Source organism: Luteimonas sp. A649, from assembly GCF_054072735.1.
In genome coordinates, this window is the sequence record NZ_JBSVRQ010000002.1 from 64071 (window position 1) to 89402 (window position 25332).

Sequence of the window (25332 nt, forward strand, 5' to 3'; positions counted from 1 at the left end):
GCGCGCTCAGCGACTGCGCAAGCGCAGCCCGACGATCGCCGGGTCATGGTCGGACGCGCGCCACGGCCCGCGCGGAACTTCGCCGCTGTTGACTGCTGGATCGACGACGTTCGCGGCTTCATCGGCATTGCTGTGCCAGATGGCCGCATCCTGCAGCCGCCCGCCCAGCGCGGGGCTGAGCAGCACGTGGTCCAGGCGACCGGCCTGGGCATCGTAGATATAGGTGTAGGGTCGGCCGCCGTCGGCGGCGGCCAGTGCGTCGTGCCAGCCGGCGTCGATGAAGCCCCGCACCGGCGCCTCCATCGCGTAGGCATTGAGGTCGCCCAGTACCGCGACCAGGTCGCTGCCGCTGCCGGTGGGGTCGCCGGCCAGCCACGTGCGCAGGGCCTCGCCCGATGCGCGGCGGGTGGCGTTGAAGCAGGCTTGGCCGTCGCCCTGGTCGAGGTCGGCGCCGGCGGCGTCGCGGCAGCCCTTGGACTTGAAGTGGTTGGCCACCACCACGAACGCCGGTCCGGTACCGGCGCGGAAAGCCTGCGCCAGCGGCGCGCGGCTGAGCGGGCCGAAGGTGTCGTCCTCGAGCGTGGCCGCGCGGCCCAGCGGCGTGACGCGATCGCCGCGGTAGATGATGCCGACCCGGATCGGGTTGTCGCCGGGACCTTGCCCGGCGTCGACGAAGCGCCAGCGCAAGCCTTCGGGATCGAGCGCTGCGACCAGCTGGGCGAGGCTGGAGTCGGCGTCGTAGCCGTCGTTTTCCAGCTCCAGCACGGCGACCACGTCGGCGTCGAGCGAGGACAGGGTGGCGACCAGGCGCGAGAGTTGGGCCTGGTATTCGGCCATGCTGTGCGCGCCGCGTTCAGTCGGGAAGCCGCCGCCACGGCCATCGCCGTTGAACAGGTTCTGCAGGTTGAGGCTGGCCAGGCGGACTTCGCCGGCCACCGTGGGCGCCGCGGGCCGCGCCGCGGGCTGCAGCGTCTCGACGTCCTGCAGGTGCAGGCGCGGGCCGTGTTCGTCGACAACCAGGTCGCCCTCGGCGGCTTCCAGCACGCCGCCGGCGCGCCACGTCCGGGGATGTGCGGCGGCCTTCGCCGGCAGGACCAGGGTGAGGCTGCGCGCACGGTTGGCGGCGGCCACGGCCGAGGCCTCGGTGCCCGGCATCACGATTTCGGTTGGTGTCTGCAGGCGCCCGCCGAAGCTGGCCACCAGGCTGCCCTCGCGGCCGAGGCGGTGGTTGCCGGACACCACCAGCGGCGCGGTGATGCGCACCCGCTGGCCGTCGTGGAGGCTCCAGTCGGCCGGCGGCGCGGCGATCGCGACCGGTGCTTTGGCGTCGGCGGGCACACTGCGCAGGGCGGTGCCCGCGCAGCCGCCCATGGCAAGCGACAGCGATAGCACGGTCAGGACGGACGCTTTGCGGATCATGTCGGCCTCGTGGATTGCAGGGCGAAAACAAAGACGCCGCCCGGTGGGCGGCGTCGGCAACCGGCGGCCAGCCAGCTTACTGGAGGTTGTCGACCATCCAGTCGACCGTGGCGATCACCTGCTCATCGGTCAGCGCCGGGTTGCCGCCCTTGGCCGGCATCATGCCGGTCGCGCCGGTGAAGCCCTCGATGGCGTGGCGGTGCAGGGTGTCGGCGCCCTGGGCGATGCGCGCCGTCCAGTCCGCGCGCTCCATCTTCGGCGCACCGGCGACGCCGGCGGTATGGCAGCCGGCGCAGAGATTGTTGTAGACCACCGAGCCGTCCAGCGTACCGCCGTAGGCGACCTGGGCGGAGGCGGAGGCCGCCGCCGCGGCAGCGGCCACGGCCTGGGCGGCGGCTCCGGTATCGCCGGCGTACACGGCGCCGACCGGCGCGATGCGGTGGGCGGTGCGCGTGGCGACGCCCGGATCGACCTCGTCCGGCAGCGACTTGTGCACGAAGTAGGACAGGACGATCAACCCGAAGGTCACCACGGTCAGGAAACCGATGATCAGGGAGAACCGCTTGAGGAAGTCGAGGTCGTAATTGCGCACGGAACACCTTGGCGTGCGTGGCCGGCGGCCACAGCTGCGCTGGATTATAGAACACGCGCCGGAACTGCGACACGGCCACCGGGCGGCCGCTCCCGTCTTGGTGCAACAGCGTGTTTCAAGGCGGTTTTACGCCTGGATGCTAGGATGCCGCCTTCGCCGCGCCCCCGATGTCATGCGTCGTTCCACGACGGTTCCGGGGTCGCCCCATGGCGCAGCTGGTCCAATTCCGCGCTCTTTGCCTCCTTTGCGGACGTCCGTCGTCCGCGTGGACTTCCGCGTGCTGCGTCCCATCAAGCCCGAGTGGCTTCGACCAGGGAGCTTCCGCCTGCCAGTGGCCGACCAGACGTTCTACCAACTCCAGACACCGACCGTCCTCCTGCTGATGCTCGCCTTCTATGGCGGCACCTTCCTCATGTCCACGCGCATCGCCCGCAAGAGCGAGAACGTCGACGGTTACATGACCTCCAACGGCGCCGTCGGCTTCGGCATCTCCGCCGCCAGCATGACCGCCACCTGGATCTGGGCGGCCTCCTTCTACGCTGCCGCCACTTCCGGCTACAAGTACGGCATCTCCGGGCCCATCCACTACGGGCTGTGGGGTGCGCTCATGATCCTCTTCATCTATCCCTTCGGCCGCCGCTTCCGCGAGGTCGCACCCGAGGCGCATACGCTGGCCGAGATCATGCACGCCCGCCATGGCCGCTCCAGCCAGCTGATCCTTGCCGGCTCCAACATCGCAGGCAGCGTGATCAGCCTGATGGCCAACTTCACCGCCGCCGGTGCGCTGGTGGCGATGCTGTCGCCGCTGGACTTCGTGCACGGCGTGATGATCGCCGGCATCGGCACGCTGTCGTACACGCTGTGGTCGGGCTTCCGCGCCTCGATCATGACCGACGTCGTGCAGGTGGCGGCGATGCTGGGCGCGGCTGCGCTGATCATCCCGCTGGTGTTCTTCAACGCCGGCGGAATGGAAGCGGTGTCGCAGGGCTGGGAACGGCTCAGCGCCGAACAGGCGTCGATGTTCTCCAAGACCGCCTTCCTCGAGCAGGGCGCGCCGTACTTCGTCGCCGTGCTGGCCTATGCGATCGGCAACCAGACCATCGCCCAGCGCCTGTTCGCGGTGCGCGAGGACCTGATCAAGCCGACCTTCATCTCGGCCACCATCAGCTACGGCGCTACGGTGATCGGCCTGGGCATGCTGGGCGTGGTGGCGCTGATGGTCGGCATCGAGCCGGCCGGCGGCGACCACAACAACCTGATTCCACAGATGGCCTCGAGCTACCTGGGTCCGGTGATGATCGGCGTGTTCTTCATCATGGTGATCGGCTCGCTGTCGTCCACCGCCGACTCGGATCTTGCCGCCCTGTCGTCGATCATGATGACCGACATCTATGGCAAGAACCTCGCGAAGGGACGCGTGAATCCGGCGACGATGCTGTGGGTCGGGCGGATCACGATGATCGTCGCCACCACCGCGGGGCTGATCTTCGCCAGCTTCAGGATCGACATCCTGGCGCTGCTGGTGTTCGTGGGCGCGCTGTGGGGTTCGATCGTGTTCCCGGTGATCGCCAGCTTCTACTGGAAGAAGGTCAACAACCGCGCCTTCACCACCGCGGTACTGGTATCGCTGGTGGCGTTCACCGTGGCGCGCTTCGAGCTGCTGCCAATCGTCGGCGTGTACGCGGTGGTGCTGGAGCTGTTCGGGACCATCGGCATCGGCGTGGTGCTGGGGCTGATGACGTTCGGCTTCTTCGGCAAGCGTGCCGGGTTGACCGTGGGCGCGCTGGCGATCATTGCGATGGCGCCCTTCACCCTCGGCTTCCTGCGCGACTACCCGGTGCTGCTGAGTTCGCTCAACGCCTATGGCGTCAGCACCGTGGTGTGCTCGCTGCTCAGCTTCCGCAGCGACGAGGATTTCGACTTCGACCTGATCGCCAGGCGCGTGCGCAACTTCGACGACTGCGCCCAGGCCGAGCCGGCCGACGATGCCGGCCCGCTGCCGGTGCTTGCCCGGGAGGCGACGCCATGAAGGACCTGATGATGTTGGCCTACGTGCTGGTCTGGCCGGTGATCGTGCTGGTGATGATGTTCATCATGGGCCGCGGCGTATGGCGCGACGTGCGCCGCGCGAAACGCACGGGCGAGGAGCTGGTCTGACCCGGTGACGGCCGGCGCGCGCGGCATCGGGCCTGCGCGCGACTGGCCGCCACTGCGCGCGTCGGGCAGAATCCCGGCGCGCGCCGGACGGCAGCGCACCTGGCCGCAAGGACTCGCCTGCCGATGATTCCGCTCCGCATTGCCGTTGTCGGCTATGGCACCGCCGGCCAGGCCGCCGCCGTGCTGCTGACGCGCGACGGCCACGATGTCACCGTGTTCGAGCGCGTCGCCCGGCCCGGGCCGGTGGGCGCGGGCTTCCTGCTCCAGCCCAGCGGCCTGCAGGTGCTGTGGCGCATGGGGCTGCTCGGATCCGTGCTCCAGCATGGGGCGCGCGTCGATCGGCTGTTCGGCGACACGCCCTGCGGGCGCGCAGTGATGGACATGCGCTATGCCGGCCTGGAGTCGCGCCTGTACGGCGTCGGACTGCAGCGTGGCGCGCTGTTCTCGATCCTCGATTCCGAATGGACGGCACGCGAACACGCGCTTCGCGCCGGCTGCGACATCGTCGGCGTGGATGCGGACCGCGGCGTGCTGCGCGATGCCGACGGCCAAACCCACGGCGCATTCGACCTGGTCGTGGTGGCCGACGGAGCAGCGTCGCGCCTGCGCGGCGGCGTGGCCGCGCCGCGCGTCGACCGGCCCTATCCCTGGGGCGCGCTGTGGTGCCTGCTGCCCGCCGGCAATTGGCCCTGGGTGGACGAGCTGCGCCAGCGCTACGTGGCCGCGCGAAAGATGGTGGGCCTGCTGCCGGTGGGTGGCCGCCCGGGCGATCCGACGCGGCGGCTGAGCTTCTTCTGGAGCCTGCAGGCGGACGCCTTCTCCGACTGGGAGCAGGGCGGCCTGGCGACGTGGCTCGAAGAACTGCACACGCTGTGGCCTGATGCCGGCGAGGTGTTCTCGGCCATCGCCGACCCCGCGCAGCTCGCACGGGCGCGCTATCGCGACACCACCATGCGTCGTTGGCATCGCGGCCGCGTGGTGCTGGTGGGCGACTCCGCGCACGCGATGAGCCCGCAGCTGGGGCAGGGCGTGAACATGGCGCTGATGGGCGCGGAGGCCTTGGCGGGCGCGCTGCGGACCGCGCCGTCAACGGAGGCGGCGCTTGCCATCTACCAGCGTGAGCGCCGCGCCCACGTCTGGATCTACCAGCTGTGGAGCCGCTGGCTGACGCCGCTGTTCCAGTCCGATTACGACACGGTCGCCAAGGTGCGGGACGCCGCGTTCCTGCCGCTCGGCCGCATGCCCGGCGGGCGCGGGCAGATGCTGCGGGTGCTGACCGGCACGCGGCGCGGACTGTTCGGAACGACGGGGCTGGACGAAGCGTTCGTCGATGCGCTGGGGATGGAATGGCGCGCCTGGAGGGATTCGAACCCCCGACCAATGGCTTCGGAAGCCACTACTCTATCCGGCTGAGCTACAGGCGCGCAGACCGCCATTTTCCACTATCCGGCGGGATGATGCGAGCGGCAGCATGCGCCGGGGGCAGATGCGCGGCGGCGCTGGCATCGCGCACCCGGCGGTACCATGGCGCCATGTCCTACGAACGTTTCGAGACCCGGCCTCCCACCGCGCCCGCCTGGCGCCAGCGCCTGGGTCTCTACTGGAAACTGATGCGCGCCGACCGGCCGATCGGCTGGCTGCTGCTGCTGTGGCCGACCTGGTGGGCGCTGTGGATCGCGGCCGAAGGCGTGCCGCCGCCGTGGATCCTGTTCGTCTTCAGTGCCGGGGTGTGGCTGACGCGCGCCGCCGGCTGCGTGATCAACGACTACGCCGACCGCTGGCTGGATCCCCACGTCGAGCGCACCCGCGAACGCCCGCTCGCCACCGGTGCCGTGTCCGGCCGCGAGGCCCTGCTGCTGTTCGCGGTGCTGATGCTGGCGGCGTTCGCGCTGGTGCTCACGCTCGACCGGCTCACCATATCGATGAGCTTCGTGGGCGTGTTCCTGGCCGCCACCTATCCCTACCTCAAGCGCTACACGCACCTGCCGCAGGTTTACCTGGGCATGGCCTTCGGCTGGGGCATCCCGATGGCGTTCGCCGCGGTGCAGGGCGAGGTGCCGCCGGTCGCGTGGGTGCTGTATGCAGCCAACATCCTGTGGTCGACCGCCTACGACACCTGGTACGCGATGGTCGACCGCGACGATGACCTGAAGGTGGGCTCGAAATCCACCGCGGTGCTGTTTGGCGACATGGACCTGGTGGCGCAGGGCGTGCTGTACGCGCTGACGTTCCTGGGCCTGTCGCTGGTCGGGCGGCAGGCGGGGCTGGGCCCGTTCTACTGGGCGGGTCTCGGTGTCGCCGTGCTGCTGGTGGCCTGGGAGTTCTGGATGGCCCGCCATCGGGAACGTGGGCCCTGCTTCCGGGCCTTCCTGCACAACCATTGGGTCGGGCTGGTGGTGTTCGCCGGAATCGCCGCCGACCTCGCACTGCGCGTGCCGGCCTGACCGCGATGGCACCGGTACCGGCTGCAGCGGCAAGCGTGCGGGATCGATCGTGACGCGGCGGACGCAGCGACTCTGGCCTACTTGCCGCCGTCCCCTCCGGCCAGGTTCCTGATGGCGCAGACCGCCCCCCAGACACCACCCGATCCAGCGCAGCGCCCCTCGGCGCTGTCGGCGATGCGCTATCCGATCTTCCGCAGGGTCTGGTTCGCGAGCGCGTCCTCGAATTTCGGCGGCATGATCCAGTCGGTCGGCGCGTCCTGGCTGATGCTCTCGATCGCGCAGTCGGCCGACATGGTCGCGCTGGTGCAGGCATCGGTCGCGCTGCCGGTGATGCTGTTCTCGCTGGTGGCCGGCGCCATGGCCGACAACTTCGACCGCCGCAAGATGATGCTCGGCGCGCAGCTCTTCATGCTGCTGGTGTCGGTCGCGCTGGCGCTGTGCGCCTGGTCGGGACTGATCACGCCGTGGCTGCTGCTGCTCTTCACGTTCCTGATCGGCTGCGGTGCGGCGTTCAACGCACCGGCGTGGCAGGCGTCGGTGGGCGACATGGTGCCGCGCGCGGAGCTGCCGGGCGCTGTGGCCATCAACAGCATGGGCTTCAACATCGCGCGCAGCGTCGGTCCCGCGATCGGTGGCGCGATCGTCGCTGCCGCCGGCGCCGCGGCGGCGTTCGCGATCAATGCCGTCAGCTACATCGCCCTGATCGTGGTGCTGGCGCGCTGGCGCCCGGCGCCCAACCCCCGGCAGCTGCCGCGGGAAGCGCTGGGCGGTGCGATTGCCGCGGGCGTGCGCTACGTGGCGATGTCGCCCGCCATCCGCATCGTCCTCGGGCGCAGCGCCGTCTTCGGCCTTGGCGCGAGCGCGGTCATGGCGCTGATGCCCCTGGTCGCCAAGGACCTGATCGCGGGCGGGCCGCTGACCTATGGCCTGCTGCTCGGTGCCTTCGGCATGGGCGCGATCGCGGGTGCGATGGGCAGCGCACGCCTGCGCGAGATGCTGTCGACCGAAGGCCTGGTCCGCTGCGCCTGCATCGCGTTCGCCGTGGCCGCGGCGGGCGCCGCCATGAGCACGCTGCTGCTGCTGACGATGGCCGCGCTGATGCTCGGCGGCGCCGCGTGGGTGCTGGCGCTGTCCACGTTCAACGTGACCGTGCAGCTGTCGACGCCGCGCTGGGTCGTGGCGCGCGCACTGTCGCTGTACCAGATGGCCGCGTTCGGCGGCATGGCGCTGGGCAGCTGGCTGTGGGGCTTCGTCGCCGACCATGGCGACGTGCGCACGGCGCTGCTTGCCGCGGCGCTGGTCATGGTCGCGTGCGCGCTGCTGGGCCTCTGGCTGCCGCTGGCGAAACTGACCGAACTCAACCTTGATCCGCTCAGGCGCTGGCAGGAGCCCGCCACCGCGGTCCCGGTGCAGCCGCGGACCGGGCCGGTGGTGATCACGATCGAGTACATGATCGACGAAGGGGATGTGCTGGAGTTCCTCGGCGCGATGGCGGAGCGGCGGCGCATCCGTCGCCGCGACGGCGCGCGCAACTGGCGGGTACTCCGTGATCTTGCCGACCCCAAGGTCTGGATCGAGCGCTACGAGACGTCGACGTGGCTGGAGTACATCCGCCACAACAGCCGCCTTACCCACGACGACGCGACCATTCCCGCGCACCTGCGTGCCCTGCACCGCGGTCCCGATGCGCCGCGGGTGCGGCGGATGATCGAACGCCAGACCAGCGACCTGCACACCGTGCCCGTGTCCGGCCCGCAGGCCCTCACCGAGCCGGTGACCGAGCCCATTCGGACATCGTAGGGCGCCTAGGGCGCGCGGGCGCAGATCCAGGCGTCGACGCGGTCGGCACCGGCATCGAACAGTGCGTCAGCGGCGGCATGCAGGGTGGCGCCGGTGGTCATGACGTCGTCGACGAGGGCGATGTGGGGCGGCGGCGCGGCGTGGCCGGGAACATCGAAGGCATCGCGCAGGTTGCCCGCGCGGGCGTCCGCGTCCAGCCGCGACTGCGGACTGGTGTTGCGGGCGCGCAGCAGCAGGTCGGCGCGCACCGGCACGCCGAGCATTCGCCCCAGCGGGCGCGCGAGCTCCAGCGCCTGGTTGAAACCGCGCTGGCGCAGGCGGGCACGATGCAGGGGAATCGGCACCAGGGCATCGGGGCGGGCCTGCATGCAGAGGCTGGCGGCCATGGCCTGCGCGAGCAGGCGGCCACCGGCAAGGTCCCGGTGGAACTTGAAGCGTGGCAGCAGGCGGTCCAGCGGGAAGCCGTAAAGAAAGGCGGCGTGGACTTCGCCCAGCGGCGGCGGCGCGTGCCGGCAGGCGCTGCATAGCAACGGTGGATGCGAGACCAGCCCGCCCGCAGCATCCGCCGCGAGGGCAACGCTTGCGCCCGATCCCGGCATGCGCGCCGCCAGCGGCATCGCACAGCTCAGGCAGGCGGGCGGCATCCATGGCAGGCCGGCCTCGCAGCGGGCGCAGAGATCGAAGCGGCCCGACGCCGGTTCCCGGCAGACCAGGCAGCGCGGGGCCCAGATGCTGCGGCCCAGCCGGGCCAGCCAGCCGTCAACCGGAGCGGCCTGCGCAAGGTTGACAGGGGCAGGCATGCTTTCCAGACTGCCCGGTCAGCTCCGCAAGCACCTTCAGGATCACGCCATGCCCGCCGTCAGTGAATTCCGCGTCGGTGACGCCGCCACGCCGCGCCACGACTGGACCCGTACCGAGGTGGAGGCGCTGCTCGACCTTCCATTCCCCGAGCTGCTGTTCCGCGCCGCCAGCGTCCATCGCCAGGCCTTCGACCCGGCCGAGGTCCAGGTCAGCACCCTGCTGTCGGTGAAGACCGGCGGCTGCCCCGAGGACTGCGCCTATTGCCCCCAGGCCCAGCGCTACGACACCGGCGTCGACGCCCAGAAGCTGATGGAGACGGAGGCGGTGATGGAGAAGGCCCGCCAGGCCAAGGCCGCCGGCGCCTCGCGCTTCTGCATGGGCGCCGCCTGGCGCTCGCCGAAGGACCGCGACATCCCGAAAGTCGCCGCGATGATCGCCGGGGTGAAGTCGCTGGGCCTGGAGACCTGCGCCACGCTGGGCATGCTCTCGGGCGATCAGGCCCAGGCGCTCAAGGACGCCGGCCTCGACTACTACAACCACAACATCGACACCGATCCCGAGCACTACGGCAGCATCATCCGCACCCGCGAGCTGCAGGACCGCTTCGACACGCTCGAGCACGTGCGCGACGCCGGCCTCAAGACCTGCTGCGGCGGCATCGTCGGCATGGGCGAGACCCGTCGCCAGCGCGCCGGCTTCCTGCAGACGCTGGCGACGATGCCGGCGCATCCGGATTCGGTGCCGATCAATCGCCTGGTGCAGGTGGAAGGCACGCCGCTGCACGGCACCGCGGAACTCGATCCCTTCGAGTTCGTGCGCACGATCGCGGCCGCGCGCATCCTGATGCCGAAGTCGATGGTGCGGCTGTCGGCCGGGCGCGAGCAGATGTCCGACGAGCTGCAGGCGCTGTGCTTCAGCGCCGGCGCCAACTCGATCTTCCACGGCGAGAAGCTGCTGACCACCGGCAACCCCGACGTCGCCCACGACCAGGCGCTGTTCGATCGGCTGGGCCTGCGTGTGATGGCGGTCACGGTCGATGCCGAAGGGCACGATCACGGCGGCACCGTGCACGCCGACATCGTCGACCAGCCACGCAGCTGCGTCGCGTAGGATCCGGGTCATGGCGACCAAGCGCCCCGACCTCCGCCGCCGTGCACAGGCCCAACGCGCCGAGGCGATGGCGCACGACCTCGTGCGCAGCCGTCGCACGGTCGGCCGCCGCGACGGCGTGCGCATGGAGCTCGATGGCCGCTGGCTGATCAACTTCTGCGGCAACGACTACCTGGGCCTGTCGCAGCAGTTCCAGGTGGTCGACGCGATGCAGAATGCCGCCGCCCGCGACGGCGTGGGCGGCATCGGTTCGCACCTGGTCTGTGGCCACCACGTCGCCCACGAGGCGCTCGAGCGCGAGGTCGCGGACTGGCTGGAGGTGCCGCGCGCGCTAGTGTTCGGCAGCGGGTACATGGCCAACCTCGCCGTGCAGCAGGCGCTGCTCGGTGACGGCGACACCAGCGTCCAGGACCGCCTCAACCACGCCAGCCTGATCGACGGCGCGCGCCTGGCCGGCTGCCGCCTGCGCCGCTATCCGCATGCCGACGCCGAGGGCGCGCTGCGCCAGCTGCGCACCGTGCCCGAAGGCGCCGCGATGCTCGTCACCGACGGCGTCTTCAGCATGGACGGCGACGTCGCGCCGCTGCGCCAGCTGGCGCTCGCCGCGCGCATGCAGTCGGCACTGCTCTACGTCGACGACGCCCACGGTATCGGTGTGCTCGGCCCCGGCGGTCGCGGCAGCGTGGCCGAGGCGCGCCTGGGCGTGGACGATGTGCCGCTGCAGCTGATCACCCTGGGCAAGGCGCTGGGCAGCTACGGTGCGGTGGTGGCCGGCGATGTCGATCTCATCGACCATCTCGCCGGCACGGCGCGTCCCTATCTCTACACCACCGCGCTGCCGGCGCCGCAGGCCGCGGCCGCGCTGGCGTCGGTGAAGCTTGCGCGGCGCGAACACTGGCGGCGCGAGAAGCTCGACGCGCTGGTGCAGCGTTTCCGCGAGGGCATGCAGGCGCGGGGCTTCGAGCTGCCCGAGTCGGTGACCCCGATCCAGCCGGTGCCCTGCGGCGACAACGCGCGCGCGCTGGACATGGCCGCACGCCTGGACGCCGATGGCTTCCGCGTGGCCGCGATCCGGCCGCCGACCGTGCCCGAAGGCCGCGCGCGCCTGCGCGTGACCCTGTGCGCGGCGCACGACGAAGACCAGGTGGATGCGCTGGTCGCCGCGCTCGCCCGCGCGCGCGACCACGTCGACGCCGCCCGCGCCGCCTGATCGTCGCCGGCGCCGCAGCCGCCATGTCCAAGGACGTCATCGCACCCGGCCGCGCGCTGGCCGCCGTCGGCATCGCCCTGTGCGCGGCGCTGTTCTTCACCTTCACCTACGTGCTCAACCGCGTCGCCGCGGACCAGGCCACGCACTGGACCTGGATCGCCTCGCTGCGCTACCTGTTCACCCTGCCGCTGATGCTGGTGCTGATGCCCTTCCAGGGCGGCATGAAGCCGGTGCTGCGCGCGATCGCCGCGCACCCCTGGCCCTGGGTGCGCTGCTCGCTGATCGGCTTCGGGCTGTTCTACTGCATGCTCAGCTTCGCCGCCGCCAGTGGCCCGTCCTGGCTGGTGGCCGGGACGTTCCAGTTCACGGTGATCGCGGGAATGCTGTGCGCACCCTTCGTGTACCGCGATGCGCGCCGCCGGATCCCGCGTGCCGGCTTGGCGATCGCGGCGCTGATCTTCGCCGGCGTGCTGTTGATGCAGTTCGGTCACGCCGACGGTGCGCTTGATGCCGCGGGATGGGTGGCGCTGGTGTGCCTGCTGGTCGCGGCGTTCGCCTTCCCGCTCGGCAACCGGCTGTTGCTGCTGCACCTGGAACAGACGCACGAGCCGCTCAATGCGACCCAGCGCGTGTTCGGCATGACCCTGGCGAGCCAGCCGCTTTGGGTCGTGCTGGCGATCTACGCTGGCGCCACGCAGGGCCTGCCGACCGCGTCTCAGCTGCTACTGGGCGCGGCCGTGGCGCTGTTCGCGGGCGTGATCGCGATGGTGCTGTTCTTCCAGGCCACCGGCATGGTGCGCAACCACCCGCTGGCGCTGGGCGCGGCCGAGGCGATGCAGGGCTCCGAGGTGGTGTTCGCGATGCTGCTGGGCGCGCTCCTGCTGGGCGAGGACTGGCCACGCGACATGGCGCTGGGCGGCGCCGCGCTGGTGGTGCTGGGCATCGTCGCCTTCGCCTGGGTGGTGGCGCGTCCTGCCGCGGGCAGCGACCGCGCGACGCGGGTGTTGCGGACCGACAAGGGCGCCTGAGCGCCGCCGTCCCGGGGAACATCGTTGTCCCGGTGGGCGCCGCTATCGGGCTTGTGCGTCGTCGCTGCAGATCGGCCCCAGCTTCGCCGCTTCCACCGCCGGCGCCGCGAAGTCGATCGAGGCCAGCAGACCGTCGTCGGCGATGTTGTACCAGGCCACGCCGTTGGGGAACATCGCCACGGTGATGCCGCCGAAGCCGGACATGAAAGGCACCCACGTCGGCCCTGCGCAGCCGAGCTCCGGCTGCAGGTCGCGCGCCCAGAAGCCGTGCTGGTAGCGGTAGCGCTCAAGCGTCGCCACCTGCAGGCCGCGCCGCTGCGGATCGCGCTGCATCGCGGCGTCGAACATCGTGGGGTCCAGCAGCGGTCGGCCATCGATGCGGCCCTGGTCTTTGCCGAGGAAACGCGCCAGCTTGGCGATGTCATCACCGAGCAGGGTCAGGCCGAAGCCGAACAGCGGCTGGCGCGCGGCGTCGTGGCTGCGTCGCGTGACGCGCGCGGTGGGGCTCAGGCCGATGGGACCGAGCACGCCGGCCCAGACCACGTCGTCGAAGATGTCGTCGCCTTCGCTGCCCGGCAGGCGCCGCAGCGCTTCCTGCAGCACGGTGCCCAGCAGGTAGGTGTCGGAGGTGTGGTAGACCCAGCGCGCGCCCGGCGCCTCCCGCCGGGGGTAGGCCTCGCAGGCGAAGGCGAGGCGCTGCGCGTGCGTGTCGGGCGCGAAGAAGCCGCGCAGCTTGGCATCGTCCTCGTCGGCCATGTAGGCGGGCGCGTCGTGCTGGCCGGTGGCCATGTCGAGCAGGTGGCGGAAGCGCACGCCGTCCCACGTCTCCGTCATGCAGCCGCTTGCGCGCGCGAAGTCGCTCACCGGCAGATCGGCGACGCCGGGGTGCAGCCGTTCCATCCGCATCAGCGCGATGCCGGCGACCGCCGACTTCGCGATCGAGTATGAGGGGAGGTCCATCGCGTCGCAGTACGGGTATGCGCCGTGGCGGGTGTCGCAGCCGGAGCGGTAGTGGACGCCTTCGAACACCACGCCGTGCACCGTGCGCCCGCGCGGCGCGCCGATGGCGAAGCGGTCGGGGTCGATGCCGGGGTGGTCGACGGCGAGTGCCGACATCGGCCGCACCGGCAGGCGTGCGGCGACTTCGCGCGCGTGGGCGGCGACGAGCCCATCGCTGTCCGCTACCGGGCCCGGCACGTAACCGGCCTCCAGCAGGCCCCACATATCGAGTTGCAGGTAATGACAGGTCTCGGACGACACCTGCATCGCCACCCGCGAGACCTGGCCGTCGGACTTGAACAGCAGCATCAGCACGCCGTTGTGGGTGCAGTTGGCGTTCCTCTGCACCAGGGCGAAGGGGATCGCCGCGCGCGTCCAGCCGGCGTCGCCGGGCTCGTCCCAGGCGCGCCCGGCTTCGAACACCAGCTCCCACCAGGGATGCGTGCCGGGGATGGGTCCGCGCCGTGCGGGGACCAGGACGTCGCCGTCCTGCACGAAGGCGATGTCGATGTCCTGCGGCAGCGTGCGGGCGGCCGCGACGTCGCCCGGTCCCAGGAAGCCGTCCAGCGTCACCAGGGTGCGTGTGGACGGCTGGCCGGACAGCCGCAGCCGGCCTTCGAAGCGCTGCGTCGGCGGCAGCGCGTCGGGCAGCGGCGCGTAGGCGGACAGGTCGACGCTGCGGCGGTAGGTGCCCGACAGCAGGGTGTCGCGGTCCAGCAGTGCGCGCGTACCGGTGCTGGCTGCATCGGTCGCCGCAGCGTTGCCCGTGACCAGCAACATCAGCGCGGCAAGCGTGCCGATCACCGCGCGCCGCACCGGCATCAGATCCCGCCGATGCACACGTACTTCAGCTCGGTGTAGTCATCGAGGCCGTACTTCGAGCCCTCGCGGCCGATGCCCGACTCCTTGACGCCGCCGAACGGCGCGACCTCGGTCGAGACCAGCCCGGTGTTGATGCCGACGATGCCGCACTCCAGCGCCTCGGCCACGCGGTACGCGCGCGCCAGGTCGCGGGTGTAGAAGTAGCCGGCCAGGCCGACCTCGGTGTCGTTGGCGAGCGCGAGCACCTCGTCTTCGCTTGCGAACCGGAACAGCGGCGCCACCGGGCCGAAGGTTTCCTCGCTGGCGAGCAGCATCCCGGGCGTCGCGTCCAGCAGCAGCGTGGGTTCGTAGAAGGTGCCGCCCAGCGCATGCGGCCTGCCGCCCATGGCGGCGCGCGCACCCTTGGCCAGCGCGTCGGCCACGTGCTCTTCCACCTTCTCCAGCGCCTTGGTGTCGATCAGCGGGCCCTGCTCGGTGGCGCCGGCCAGGCCGTCGCCGACGCGCAGCTTCGCGATCGCTGCGCCCAGCTTTTCCGCGAAGGCGTCGTACACCGCCTCCTGCACGAACAGGCGGTTGGCGCAGACGCAGGTCTGCCCGGTGTTGCGGAACTTGCTGGCCATCGCGCCCTCGACCGCGGCGTCGAGGTCGGCGTCGTCGAAGACGATGAAGGGCGCGTTGCCGCCCAGCTCCATCGACACGCGCTTCATGCCCTCGGCGCACTGCGCCATGAGCTTCTTGCCCACGCCGGTGGAGCCGGTGAAGCTGAGCTTGCGCACCTTGGGATTGCCGGTCATCTCGCCGCCGATCGCCGCGGCGTCGCGGCCGGTGACGATGTTCAGCACGCCCGGTGGCAGGCCGGCACGCTCGGCCAGCACGCCCAGCGCGAGCGCCGAGTACGGCGTCTGCGTCGCGGGCTTGGCGACCACGGTGCAGCCGGCGGCCAGCGCCGGTGCGATCTTGCGGCCGAGCATGGCCGAAGGGAAATTCCACGGCGTGATCGCGGCGACCACGCCGACCGGCTGGCGCAGGGTCATGATGCGTTTGTCGGCGGCGTGGCCGGGGATGGTGTCGCCGTACATGCGCCGCGCCTCTTCGGCGAACCATTCCAGATAGGCCGCGGAGTACGCGATCTCGCCCTTCGACTCGGCCAGCGGTTTGCCCTGCTCCGCGGTCATCAGGCGCGCCAGGTCGTCCTGGTGCTCGAGCATCAGCCGGTGCATGCGCTTGAGCACGTCGGCGCGCTCCTTCGCCGTGGTGCGCGACCAGGCGGGGAAGGCGGCGTGCGCGGCATCGATGGCGCGCCCGGTCTCGCCGGCACCCATGTCGGGGATCGTGCCCAGCACCGTGCCGGTGGCGGGATTGGTGACGTCGCAGGTGCCGCCGTCGTCGGCGTCCAGCCACTGCCCATCGATCAGGCCGCGCGTGCGCAGCAGCCCCGGGTCGGACAGGGACAGCGATGCGGGGGATGTCGTTTCGCTCATGACGCAGGCTCCATGTGGTCCACCCGGCGTGCGGCGGCCATGGCCACCACGCCGGAGAGAAACAGCGTGACCACGGCCATGCTGATCAGAAGGTGAAAGTCGTCCGCGTGCAGCACCTTGCCCGCGACCAGCGGGCCCGAGGCCAGGCCCAGCTTGGACATGAAGCCGCCCAGGGTGGCCAGCCGTCCGGAAGGGTCCAGCCGCGACAGCATGCCGAAGAGGTAGGGCACCACGAACGACCAGGTGATCGCGGTGCCGATGTTGGCGAGGAAGAACACCGGCTGCATGCCGCTCCAGAAGAAGCCGGCGGTGCCGGCGAGCGTGAGCAGCATCGCAATGAGGATCGGACGCATGCGGCCGAAGCGCGTGCCCATGAAGATCACCAGGCCCGCACCGGCGGCGCCGATCCAGGTCGCCCAGCCCAGCGCCTGGCCGATGAAGTCGCGGCCGAGTTCGAAGTGTTCGCCCAGGCGGATGATGAAGGCCGACAGCGCCATGTTGCCGGCCTGGAACAGGAACAGCGCCAGCAGTGCCAGCACCGCCGTCGTGCGCAGCGCGCCGGGCATCCGCGTCTTCACGTTCGTGGTCCCGGACGCGCCGGCCTCGCCGTCGAAGCGCGGGATCACGGCCAGCGCCACCATCGAGCACGCAGTCAGCGCAGCCAGGGTCAGGAACAGGATCCCGGCGCCGTACTCGGGCACCAGCCCGGGCAGGAACATCACCCCCAGGCCGCCCAGGCCGAACTGCACCAGCAGCAGCATGCCGAAGGCGCGGTCGGGCGAGTGCGTGCGCGCCATCACCGAATAGCTGATGCCCACCGCCAGGCCGCCGACCAGGCCGTGCAGCGCGCGCATCGCAGTCAGCAGTCCCGGTTCGCGGATCGCCAGCGAGCCCAGGTCGAGCAGCAGCAGCACCGACAGCAGCGCGAACAGCGCCGGCCGCCAGCGCAGCCGCCGCACCAGCAGCACGGCAAGGAAGCTGCCGACGCTGGCGCCATAGATGTTGGCCGCGCCGACCGTGCCGGCCTGCGGGTTGGTGAAACCCAGGCCCATGACCAGACCGTCGACGATCGCGGCCATGATGTTGACGTAGAAGAAGCCGGCGGTGGCGATCAGCGCCAGCAGCGCGTACAGCCACAGCCGGTCCGGTGCCTGCGCGACCGGGATCCCGTTGGCGGGCGGGTTGGTGGTGGCATTCATGCGGCGGGATCCCGGTGGTGGTCGAACCCGCGGTCACCGGGCACAGGGTCGCCCATCGGTACGCCGGCCTCTTCAAGGCGCCGCCGCAGCGGCGCCAGTTCGTGTTCGTAGTTGCGCCACAGCCCGACCGAACTGCGATAGACCGGCTGCCGCACCTGCGCCGCGCTGGCGGTAAGCGTCGGCTGCGGATTGCGGTCGAAGGCCAGGCAGGCCGGGTCCCAGTCCAAGCCGGCGTGGGCGACCAGGCGGCGGCTCACCGCCTCGGGCTCGTCCACGAGCGCCTCGTAGTCCACTTCCAGGAAGCGGTCGGCGGGCAGCACGCGCCGCCAGTGCGCCATCAGCTCGCTGTGTCCCAGCCAATAGCGGCCGAGGTCGTCGAGGTCGTAGGAGAAGGGATAGGCCATGCGGAACAGGGTCTTGTACATGGCGTAGCAGGCGTCCATCGGATGCCGCCGCAGGTGGACGATGCGCGCCTGCGGCAGCGCCGCGGCCACCAGTCCGAGGTACAGGGCATTGCCCGGCGTCTTGTCGATCACGCGCGCGGGGTCGCCGGCCGGCCGGCGGCCGTTGGACGGGCTGCCGCCGGGTAGCGTGCCGCTGGGCAGGGTGTCGCAGTAGGCGCGGCCCAGGGCGGCGAAATCCATCCGCGCCGTGCGCTGCACCAGGTCGGCCTTGCCGCTGGCCGCGCCCGCCAGGCGCACCACTGCCTGTGCCAGAGCGGCGCTTTCGCCGCGGCTGGTCACTGCGCGATGCGAGGACAGGATGCGGTCGACCAGGGTGGTGCCGCTGCGCGGCAGGCCGACCACGAACAGCGGCCGGGCGTCGTCGCGCCCGGCGTGCTGCCGCGCGAAGAAGTCGGCATCGAAGGTGTCGGCGATCAGGCGCATGGTGTCGAGGTCGTCCTCGACCCGGTACTGCAGCCGGCGCCGGCGCGCATCGGCGCCACGCTTGAGCGCCGCGAACGAGGCGGCGTGTTCGCCCAGGTCCTCGCGCTCCTTGGCCAGCGCGTGGCACAGCGGCACCCGAGCAGGGTCGGAGTCGGGCAGCTGCCAGAGCCGCGCTTCGATCTCGGCCACGTGGTTGCGCGTTGGCAGCTGCCGGCGCAGCGTCGAGCGGTTGTACCAGGCATCGCCGTCGCCGGGCGCCTGCGCGACCACGCGGTCAAGCGCGGCCTCCGCCTCGTCCATCCGGCCCAGCGCGATCAGCGTCGTGGCGTGGTTGTACAGGCAGGACGGGTCGTCGGGATGCAGCGCGAGCGCACGCAGGTAGCAGCGCTCGGCCTCACGGAACAGGCCGAGCAGGGTGTAGCGCAGGCCCAGCTCCTGCAGCAGGTCGGGCTGCCGGTCGGCGTCGACCGCCAGTGCGTGCATCGCGTCGATGCAGGCCGCGGCCTCGCCGCTGCGATGCAAGGCGTCGATCCGCCGCAGCGCATCGCCGGCGGCGTCCGTCATCGCCCCGACCGGCTGACCTGCATCCATGTCAGAAACGGTAGCCGATCGTCACGCCCACGGTGCGCGGCAGCGTCACCAGCGCCTTGGAGCCGTTGCCGAAGTAGCCCTCGGCGGGCGCCGTGCCCATGTATTCCTCGGTGTAGACGCCGCTGACGCCCTGTTCGTTGGCGAGGTTTTTCATCCACAGCGTCAGGTCCCAGCTGTCGACGCTCCAGGTGGCCGAGGCGTTGAACAGCGGGAAGCCGTCCAGCGTGCGCTGGAACTTCGGGTTGAGGCTGAGCGCGTTTTCCGACTCCGACTGGTAGTAGGCGTCGCCGCGGATGGTCAGCAGGCCACGGCCCACGGGGATGCCGTAGCTGCCGCCCGCGTTGAAGCGGTGCTCGGGCACGCCGGGCAGCGCGTCGCCCTTGAAACCGTAGATATAGGCGCCGTCGACGGCCACGGCGTCGGCCTCGAGTTCCGCCTTCGTGTAGGTGTAGCCCAGGTTGTAGTTGAAGCCCTCGCCGATGCCGCCGGCCAGTTCCAGCTCCACGCCGCGGGTGCTCGCCTTCTCGGCGTTCTGCACCGCGAAGAAGCCCCACCACGTGGTCGAGCTGTTGACCTGCGGGTCCTCCCAGTCGACGTAGAACACGTTGGCGTTGTAGCTGGCCCTGCCGATGCGGCCCTTGATGCCCAGCTCGTGGTTGCGCACGGTGTCGGACTTGTAGCTGGTCCACGCCGGGTCCTCGGCGAAGTTGCCGGTGGTCGGCGTGCCGTTGGTGCCGCCGCGGCGGTAGCCCTCGGAGACCGTGGCGTACAGCTGGCTGTGCGGCGCGAAGAACCAGGACACGTTGCCCTTGAACAGGGTGCGGGTATCGCTTTCCTCGCCGTGCGACTGCGAGCTGTCGACGAGCGAGGCCCAGTTGCTGGTGGTCTGCGCGACATCGGTCTCCGCCTCGTGGCGGAAATGGCGGAAGCCGCCGGTGAACGCCAGGCTGTCGCTGGCGTGCCAGGTCAGCTCGCCGTAGACCGCGGTTTCCTTGAAGGTCTCGTCCTGGCGGTAGTCGAAGTCGACGTCGCTGATCACCGCGTCCTCGATGCCCGGGAAGGCGGCGTCCCACCAGCGCTTGAAGCCGCGCAGGTAGCTGACCTGGGTCGCGTAGCGGTCCTGCTCCTGGTAGTACGCGCCGAGCACGTAGTCGAACGGCCCTTCGGTCTGCGAGATCAGGCGCAGCTCCTGGGTGAAGGCCTTCTCGCCGTGGCTGCGCACCGCCGTGGCCAGCGGCCGCGGGTAGTTGTAGTAGAAGCCCAGCCAGCCGTTCTGGGCGTAGAAGCCGGTGTTCTCGCTGGTGATGTCGCCCTCGTGGTTGTAGTACGAGGTGCTGGAGGTCAGCGTGGCGAAGCCGAGGTCGACGTTGGCCTCGAGGCTGGACAGGTTGACGTGGCGCGCCGCGGGTTCGCGCTGCACCGAGCCGACTTCGAGGTCGTCGTAAGGCACGCCCCAGCCGTCGTTGCCGAGGCTGGTGCCGCGGCGGCCGCCGAAGCGGTCGGCCTGGGCCATGTAGCTCAGCGTCAGGTCGAAGGTGTCGCTGGGCTTCCACAAGAGCGAGGCGCGGCCGTAGTTCTGGCGCACGGTGTCGGCGTCGCGGGCGTTCTCGTACTCGGCCGTGGGCGCGAAGATGCCGTCGGGCGCGGTCGGGATGCCTTCGGCGTCCAGGCGGTAGACGTTGCGGTAGTCGGTGACGCCGGCATAGTCGTTGCTGGTGACGTTGAGGCGCAGGGCGAGGGTCTCGGCCAGCGGCAGGTTCAGCGTGCCCGAGCCGGACCAGCCGATGCCGCCGGAGCCGTCGACGCTCGATGCGCTGAGGCTCGCGCGCGCGCTCCAGACGTCGAGTTCGGGCTGGCGCAGCAGGAAGCGCACCGCGCCGCCCAGCGCGCCGGAGCCGTACAGCGTGCCCTGCGGCCCGCGCAGCACTTCCACGCGGTCGATGTCGGAGAGCAGGAAGTTGGCGAACAGCGGCGTCTTGTCGATGTAGGTCGCCACCGGCGACATCGCCGAGACCGCGTAGTCGCCCAGCGCGGAGCTGTCGACGTTGAGGCCGCGGATGCGGATGCCGCTGACGACGCTGGAGTTGCGCGCGCCGCGGTCGACCACGGCCACGCCTGCGACGCCGCGCATGAGTTCGGCGGTGTCGAGGATGTTCTGCGCCTCGATCGCCTCGCCCGAGACCACGCTGATGTTGTAGGGCACGGCGATGATGTCCTGCTCGCGGCCCTGCGCGGTCACCACGATGGTGTCGAGCTCGGTGGGCTGGACGCGCGCCGCGTCGTCGGTTGCGGTGTCCTGGGCGAGCGCGGGCGCCTGCACGATGAGGCCGGCGACGATCGCCGCGGCGAGCAGCGAGCGGCAGGGTTGGCGGTGGCCAGGTTTGATGTGGCTGGCGTGCATGGCGTTGTTCATCTCGGCCTCCCCAGGCAAGAATCGAAAAAGCGTGATTGGATGTGTGGCTGGACTTACTCGGCTCCCGGCAGCTCCAGGGGGCCGAGTGCGTCCAGCGCGGACGAAGGCGCGCTGGGCGCGCCATAGGCGGGAAACACGGCGCGTCCGTCGCGGAAGCTCTTCAGCGGCTGTCCCAGGCCGTTCCAGCCGCGGGCGCGGCAGCGGCGCAGGTAGGCGAAGTCGACCTCGAACGCGATCACTTCGCGCCCGCTGCCGGCTTCGTGGATGACTTCACCGCCCGGGCCGCAGACCACCGAACGGCCGACGCCGAGCTGGCCGGCGACGTTGATGTCGACGAAATAGCACTGGTTGGTGATCGCGCTGGCGCGGGCGATCGCGACTTCGGCGTCGCGGTCGATGGTGTTGGTCAGCGTCGGGTGCAGGATCACCTCCGCACCCAGCGCAACCAGCGAGCGCGTGGTTTCGGGGAACCACATGTCGTAGCAGATCGAGACGCCGAAGCGGCCGGCGCCGGGCACGTCGAAGACCACGAACTCGCTGCCCGGCGACACGTCGCGCTCGTAGGGCGCGAATGGATACATCTTGCGGTAGCGCGCGATGACCTCCCCCTTGGGGTCGATCACCGGCGTGGTGTTGTAGACCCGGTCGCCGTCGCGCTCGTACAGCGAGCCCGGTACCAGCCAGATCCCGTGGTCGCGCGCGATGCCGCGCAGGACCTCCTCGGCGTCGCCGGGCAGGCACTGCGCGTGGCCGGTGCTGGCGCCAAAGCAGCCCAGTTCGCCCAGCAGCACCATCCGCACCCACGGGAAGCGCCTGGCGACCTGCGCGACTTCGCTCGCGATCCGTTCCAGGTTGTCGCCCGGCGCGAGCGCGAGCTGGAGCCCGGCAATCCCGAAGCCGGCGGGGGTGTCGCTGTTCTGCAAGGCGCGATCCTGTTCGATGTGCACGTGGCCGACGGTAGGCCCGGCATCGCGCCCGCGCTTAGATCCAGATGGGGTCAAGCGATGGTGCCAGGGGCTCACTTGCGCGCCCGCGTGCGCGCCTTGCGGGTGAGCAGCGCGGTATCGACCAGCAGGCCGTCCTCGCCGTGGAAGCGCACCTGGTCGCCATCCAGCACCACGGTGAATCCGGAGGCCTCGCCGTAGGCCCAGCTGCGCCACTGGCGGTACCAGCGGCCGTCCTCGACCCACCAGTGGCCGGTGTCGCGGTCCTCGTCGGTGTAGCCGGCGGTGCCCGCCAGGGCGCCATCGGCCTGGATTTCCAGCGTGCAGGGTTCGCCGTAGACCGTGCTGTAGAGCAGCGTGCCACCGGCCATGACCCGCCGCAGCGACTTGCCGTCGAGTGGCGCGATGCTCTCGTCCTGCAGGCGCCGCGAGGCCGGCGCCAGGTCGCCGCGCACCAGGCGCGCCAGGTTGCGCACGCCCTCGCGGATGCGGTCGGCGGCGATGCCGGTCACGCCCATGCACAGCGCCTCGCGGCCATCGGCATAGCGCAAGGGTTCGACCAGCACGCCGATGAGGGCTGCCTGCCGCGCCAGTTCGTGCGCGTCCATATCCACGCCCAGGCTGACGCGGTAGGCGCTGGCGCCGGGATCGGTGTCGATGCTGACCAGTTCGTGCAGGTAGTGGTTGAGCGCGTCGCGCAGCGCGGTGCGGCGCTCGGCCAGGATGCGGCCGGCGCGCACCAGCGACGCCGAGTAGTGTCCGAGGCCGATGAAGTAGGCCCAGGCCCGCTGCAGCACGCGCGGCGGCACGGCGCCCTGGTTGCGGCGCAGCCGGCGCGCGCGTTCGATGAAGACCGCCGGTGCCACCAGCACACCGGGCGGCTCGCCGCAGGAGGCCGAAGGCGCCAGGCTGCCGACGTAGACCACGCGTCCCTCGTGGTCGAGCGCGCGCAATGCGGGTGCGATGCGCCCGCCATCCTGGACGCCGGCCGGCACGTCCTGCTCGATCACCAGGCCGTCGGCCGCGGCCACGCGCGCGAGCAGCCGCTGCGGCCAGTCCGAGCCGGCGGTGATGCCGTGGCGCGCGCTGGTGACCACCACCGCGCCCTGCGGCAGCGGCCCGCGCAGGGCAGGGTCGAGGATCGAGACCTCGACGTTGCGCCGGCGCAGGCGGCGTTCCAGCTCGGGGTCGAAGGGCCGCTCGAGCACCACCGGCGTGCCGCGCCGGACCAGGATCTCGCCGGCGATCTGCAGCGCCTGGCGGCCCGAGACCGTCACCAGCACCTCGTCGGCGCCGGCTTCGATGCCGCGCATCGGCAGCACCTTGCCGCGCATCTCCTCGATCAGCATGGAGTCGTCGCGGCTGCCGGCTTCCAGCGGCCACTGCACGACTTCGTGGCGCGAGCCGGCCAGCCGGATCGCCTCGCTCCATTCCGCCACCGGTGCCAGCTCAGGATCCACGCGGCCGTCGATGAAGGGAAAGGGATAGCGGTGCCAGTGCTGCGGGCAGCGGAAGCCGGCTTCGTCGGCGGCCGGGCGCAGGCGCAGCGACAGCGGCGACACCGGCGCGACGCCGCGCGCGGTGCGGCCGACCGCGGCCCCGGTCGTGCCGGCGGACACGAACAGCCCGCTGCGCGGCCGGGCGGCCAGGTGGCCTTCGGCGACCAGCGCGTCGTAGGCCAGGCTGACGGTGTTGCGCGAGACGCCGATGCGCTCGGCCAGCAGGCGCGACGACGGCAGCCTGCGCCCGGGCCGCAGCGCGCCGCGGTGGATGGCATCGATCACCTGCTGCCGCAGCTGCTGCTGCAGGCTCAGGGGGCTGCCCGGATCCAGGGTGATCGACAGCAGCTCGGCGGTGCAGGACTCGCTGGTCATCGCATCCCTAGTCGGCCTTCAGTGCCTCTTCCAGCAGCGCCATGCCTTCGTCGAACACGGCGTCGGTGATCGTGAGCGGGTAGAGCAGGCGGATCGCCTCGCCCAGGCCGCCGCAGCCCAGCAGCACCAGGCCCAGGGCGTGGGCGCGCTGCAATACCGCGCGGGTCGCCGCCGGATCGGGCGCGGCCTCGCCGCGGCGGGCCAGCAGGTCGAAGGCCAGCATCGAGCCCTGGCCGCGGACGTTGCCGATCGGGCGCAGGTCCGTGCGCTGCGCGAAGGACGCCAATCGCGTTTCCACGCGCGCGCCCAGGGCGCATGCGCGCTCCAGCAGCGCCTCTTCCTCGATGACGTCCAGCACCGCGAGCGCGCCCGCGCAGGCGATCGGCGAGCCGGCATAGGTGCCGCCCAGCCCGCCGGGCTCGGCCGCGTCCATCAGCGCCGCGCGGCCGATCACGCCCGACAGCGGGAAGCCTCCGGCGAGCGACTTGGCCACGACCATCAGGTCGGGGCGGACGCCGCTGTGTTCGATGCCGAACATGCGCCCGGTGCGGCCGAAGCCGGTCTGGACCTCGTCGGCGACCAGGACGATGCCGTGTTCGTCGGCGATCCGGCGCAGCGCTTGCATCAGCTCGGTCGGCGCCGGCAGGAAGCCGCCCTCGCCCTGCACCGGCTCGATGACGATGGCCGCCACGTCTTCGGGCGACACGTCGGTGCGGAACAGGTTCTCCAGGGCCTCCAGGCTCTCCTCCACCGTGCCGGCGCGATGCGCGGCCGGGAACGGGACGTGGTGGACGTCACCCGGCAGGGGGCCGAAGCCGCGCTTGTAGGGCACGGTCTTGCCGGTCATCGCCATCGCCATGAAGCTGCGGCCGTGGAAGCCGCCGGAGAAGGCGATCACCGCGCGGCGGCCGGTCGCGACGCGGGCGATCTTGACCGCGTTCTCCACCGCTTCGGCGCCGGTGGAGAACAGGATGGTCTTGGCCGGGCCCTCGATCGGTGCCAGCGCGTTCAGGCGCTCGGCCAGCGTCACATAGGATTCGTAGGCCATCACCTGGAAGGCGGTGTGGGTGTAGCGGTCGAGCTGGTCGCGCACCGCGGCCATCACCTTCGGATGGCGATGCCCGACGTTGAGCACGGCGATGCCGCCGGCGAAATCGACCAGGCGGCGGCCATCGGTGTCCCAGATTTCGGCGTTTTCGGCGCGGTCGGCGAAGTTGGGCATGGCGGTCGCCACGCCGCGTGGAATGGCGGCTGCGCGGCGCTGCAGCAGCGTCTGGCGATCGGTCACGGTCTGGACTCCTTGGCTTTGGGGCCAGATTGCGAGGGACGCCGGGGCGATCATAGGGCCAGTATGATCCGGTTGATGGGTCCAGTGCCGCAGCTGGTCGATCACCGGGTCGATTCCGCCGTCGTCAACCGCTGCCGGCTACGTGCGGTTGACAGTGCGCGGCGCGGTTTCCAGACTTCCCTGTTCCCCGCATCGCTCCCGGATATCCGCCATGCCATCTGCCACCCCGGCCTCCCGGCCGCGCCACGAGACAGCGGCGGCCGGGTGAGCACC

18 protein-coding genes, 1 tRNA gene and 1 pseudogene are annotated in these 25332 nt (G+C 71.1%); 8 read left to right on the forward strand and 12 right to left on the reverse strand.

The genetic code is table 11. The features are described from left to right. Positions 1 to 6: 6 nt before the first annotated feature. A complete protein-coding gene (locus ACW5E8_RS09795) occupies positions 7 to 1419 on the reverse strand; it encodes an ExeM/NucH family extracellular endonuclease (protein WP_456965348.1) in 1413 nt (470 codons plus the stop codon). A gap of 76 nt (positions 1420 to 1495) precedes the next feature. After that, positions 1496 to 2011, reverse strand: a complete 516-nt coding sequence (locus ACW5E8_RS09800; RefSeq protein ID WP_456965349.1) for a c-type cytochrome — start codon at positions 2009 to 2011, stop codon at positions 1496 to 1498. Between the two features lie 277 nt (positions 2012 to 2288). Between ACW5E8_RS09800 and ACW5E8_RS09805 the strand changes: the two genes are divergently transcribed. From ACW5E8_RS09805 to ACW5E8_RS09815, 3 genes and pseudogenes are all read left to right on the forward strand, one after another. Next, positions 2289 to 4040 (forward strand): sodium:solute symporter family protein, encoded by a 1752-nt coding sequence (locus tag ACW5E8_RS09805; RefSeq protein ID WP_456965350.1) that lies wholly within the window; start codon positions 2289 to 2291, stop codon positions 4038 to 4040. Further along, positions 4037 to 4168, forward strand: a complete 132-nt coding sequence (locus tag ACW5E8_RS09810; protein WP_456965351.1) for a putative transporter small subunit — start codon at positions 4037 to 4039, stop codon at positions 4166 to 4168. Before ACW5E8_RS09805 ends, ACW5E8_RS09810 begins: the two co-directional genes overlap by 4 nt. Positions 4169 to 4291: 123 nt before the next feature. Further along, a pseudogene (locus ACW5E8_RS09815) lies at positions 4292 to 5506 on the forward strand (FAD-dependent oxidoreductase); the annotation flags it as partial. Between the two features lie 9 nt (positions 5507 to 5515). Here the strand turns inward: ACW5E8_RS09815 and ACW5E8_RS09820 are convergent. Further along, positions 5516 to 5592, reverse strand: a tRNA-Arg gene (locus tag ACW5E8_RS09820). 108 nt (positions 5593 to 5700) lie between these two features. Between ACW5E8_RS09820 and ubiA the strand changes: the two genes are divergently transcribed. Beyond that, positions 5701 to 6612 carry a 4-hydroxybenzoate octaprenyltransferase gene (gene ubiA, locus ACW5E8_RS09825; RefSeq protein ID WP_456965352.1) on the forward strand — a complete coding sequence of 304 codons (912 nt, stop codon included), beginning with the start codon at positions 5701 to 5703 and terminating at the stop codon, positions 6610 to 6612. A gap of 111 nt (positions 6613 to 6723) precedes the next feature. Beyond that, entirely contained in the window at positions 6724 to 8412 is a 1689-nt protein-coding gene (locus tag ACW5E8_RS09830) for an MFS transporter (RefSeq protein WP_456965353.1), read from the forward strand. A gap of 5 nt (positions 8413 to 8417) precedes the next feature. Here ACW5E8_RS09830 and ACW5E8_RS09835 read toward each other — a convergent pair whose 3' ends face one another. Further along, positions 8418 to 9212: a double zinc ribbon domain-containing protein gene (locus ACW5E8_RS09835; protein ID WP_456965354.1), complete on the reverse strand. Its 795-nt coding sequence runs from the start codon at positions 9210 to 9212 to the stop codon at positions 8418 to 8420. A 49-nt stretch (positions 9213 to 9261) separates the two neighbouring features. On the opposite strand from ACW5E8_RS09835, the gene bioB reads away from it, so the two are divergent. Genes bioB through ACW5E8_RS09850 form a run of 3 tightly spaced genes read left to right on the forward strand, consistent with a single transcriptional unit; the run spans position 9262 to position 12561 of the window. Continuing rightward, complete coding sequence (bioB, locus tag ACW5E8_RS09840) at positions 9262 to 10323, forward strand: biotin synthase BioB (protein WP_456965355.1); 1062 nt, start codon at positions 9262 to 9264, stop codon at positions 10321 to 10323. Between the two features lie 10 nt (positions 10324 to 10333). After that, positions 10334 to 11533 carry an 8-amino-7-oxononanoate synthase gene (gene bioF / locus ACW5E8_RS09845; RefSeq protein ID WP_456965356.1) on the forward strand — a complete coding sequence of 400 codons (1200 nt, stop codon included), beginning with the start codon at positions 10334 to 10336 and terminating at the stop codon, positions 11531 to 11533. A 23-nt stretch (positions 11534 to 11556) separates the two neighbouring features. Next, positions 11557 to 12561: a multidrug resistance efflux transporter family protein gene (locus ACW5E8_RS09850; protein ID WP_456965357.1), complete on the forward strand. Its 1005-nt coding sequence runs from the start codon at positions 11557 to 11559 to the stop codon at positions 12559 to 12561. A gap of 42 nt (positions 12562 to 12603) precedes the next feature. On the opposite strand, the gene ACW5E8_RS09855 is transcribed toward ACW5E8_RS09850, so the two are convergent. The 8 genes from ACW5E8_RS09855 to gabT all read right to left on the reverse strand — a co-directional run bounded on the left by ACW5E8_RS09855 (position 12604) and on the right by gabT (position 25059). Continuing rightward, a complete protein-coding gene (locus ACW5E8_RS09855; RefSeq protein ID WP_456965358.1) occupies positions 12604 to 14382 on the reverse strand; it encodes a serine hydrolase in 1779 nt (592 codons plus the stop codon). Continuing rightward, the gene (locus ACW5E8_RS09860; protein WP_456965359.1) at positions 14382 to 15863 is read right to left on the reverse strand and encodes an NAD-dependent succinate-semialdehyde dehydrogenase; all 1482 of its coding nucleotides are present in this window, start codon (positions 15861 to 15863) and stop codon (positions 14382 to 14384) included. The genes ACW5E8_RS09855 and ACW5E8_RS09860 overlap by 1 nt, the downstream gene beginning before the upstream one ends. Then, positions 15860 to 17062 carry an MFS transporter gene (locus tag ACW5E8_RS09865; protein ID WP_456965360.1) on the reverse strand — a complete coding sequence of 401 codons (1203 nt, stop codon included), beginning with the start codon at positions 17060 to 17062 and terminating at the stop codon, positions 15860 to 15862. Before ACW5E8_RS09865 ends, ACW5E8_RS09860 begins: the two co-directional genes overlap by 4 nt. Next, positions 17059 to 18540, reverse strand: coding sequence for a sulfotransferase (locus ACW5E8_RS09870; protein ID WP_456965361.1), 1482 nt, complete (start codon positions 18538 to 18540; stop codon positions 17059 to 17061). Before ACW5E8_RS09870 ends, ACW5E8_RS09865 begins: the two co-directional genes overlap by 4 nt. A gap of 1 nt (position 18541) precedes the next feature. Beyond that, positions 18542 to 20953, reverse strand: coding sequence for a TonB-dependent receptor (locus ACW5E8_RS09875; protein ID WP_456965362.1), 2412 nt, complete (start codon positions 20951 to 20953; stop codon positions 18542 to 18544). A 53-nt stretch (positions 20954 to 21006) separates the two neighbouring features. Beyond that, entirely contained in the window at positions 21007 to 21876 is an 870-nt protein-coding gene (locus ACW5E8_RS09880; protein ID WP_456965363.1) for a carbon-nitrogen hydrolase family protein, read from the reverse strand. A 95-nt stretch (positions 21877 to 21971) separates the two neighbouring features. Further along, entirely contained in the window at positions 21972 to 23771 is a 1800-nt protein-coding gene (locus tag ACW5E8_RS09885) for an aminotransferase-like domain-containing protein (protein WP_456965364.1), read from the reverse strand. 7 nt (positions 23772 to 23778) lie between these two features. Then, positions 23779 to 25059, reverse strand: a complete 1281-nt coding sequence (gene gabT, locus ACW5E8_RS09890; protein ID WP_456965365.1) for a 4-aminobutyrate--2-oxoglutarate transaminase — start codon at positions 25057 to 25059, stop codon at positions 23779 to 23781. Positions 25060 to 25332: the final 273 nt, after the last annotated feature.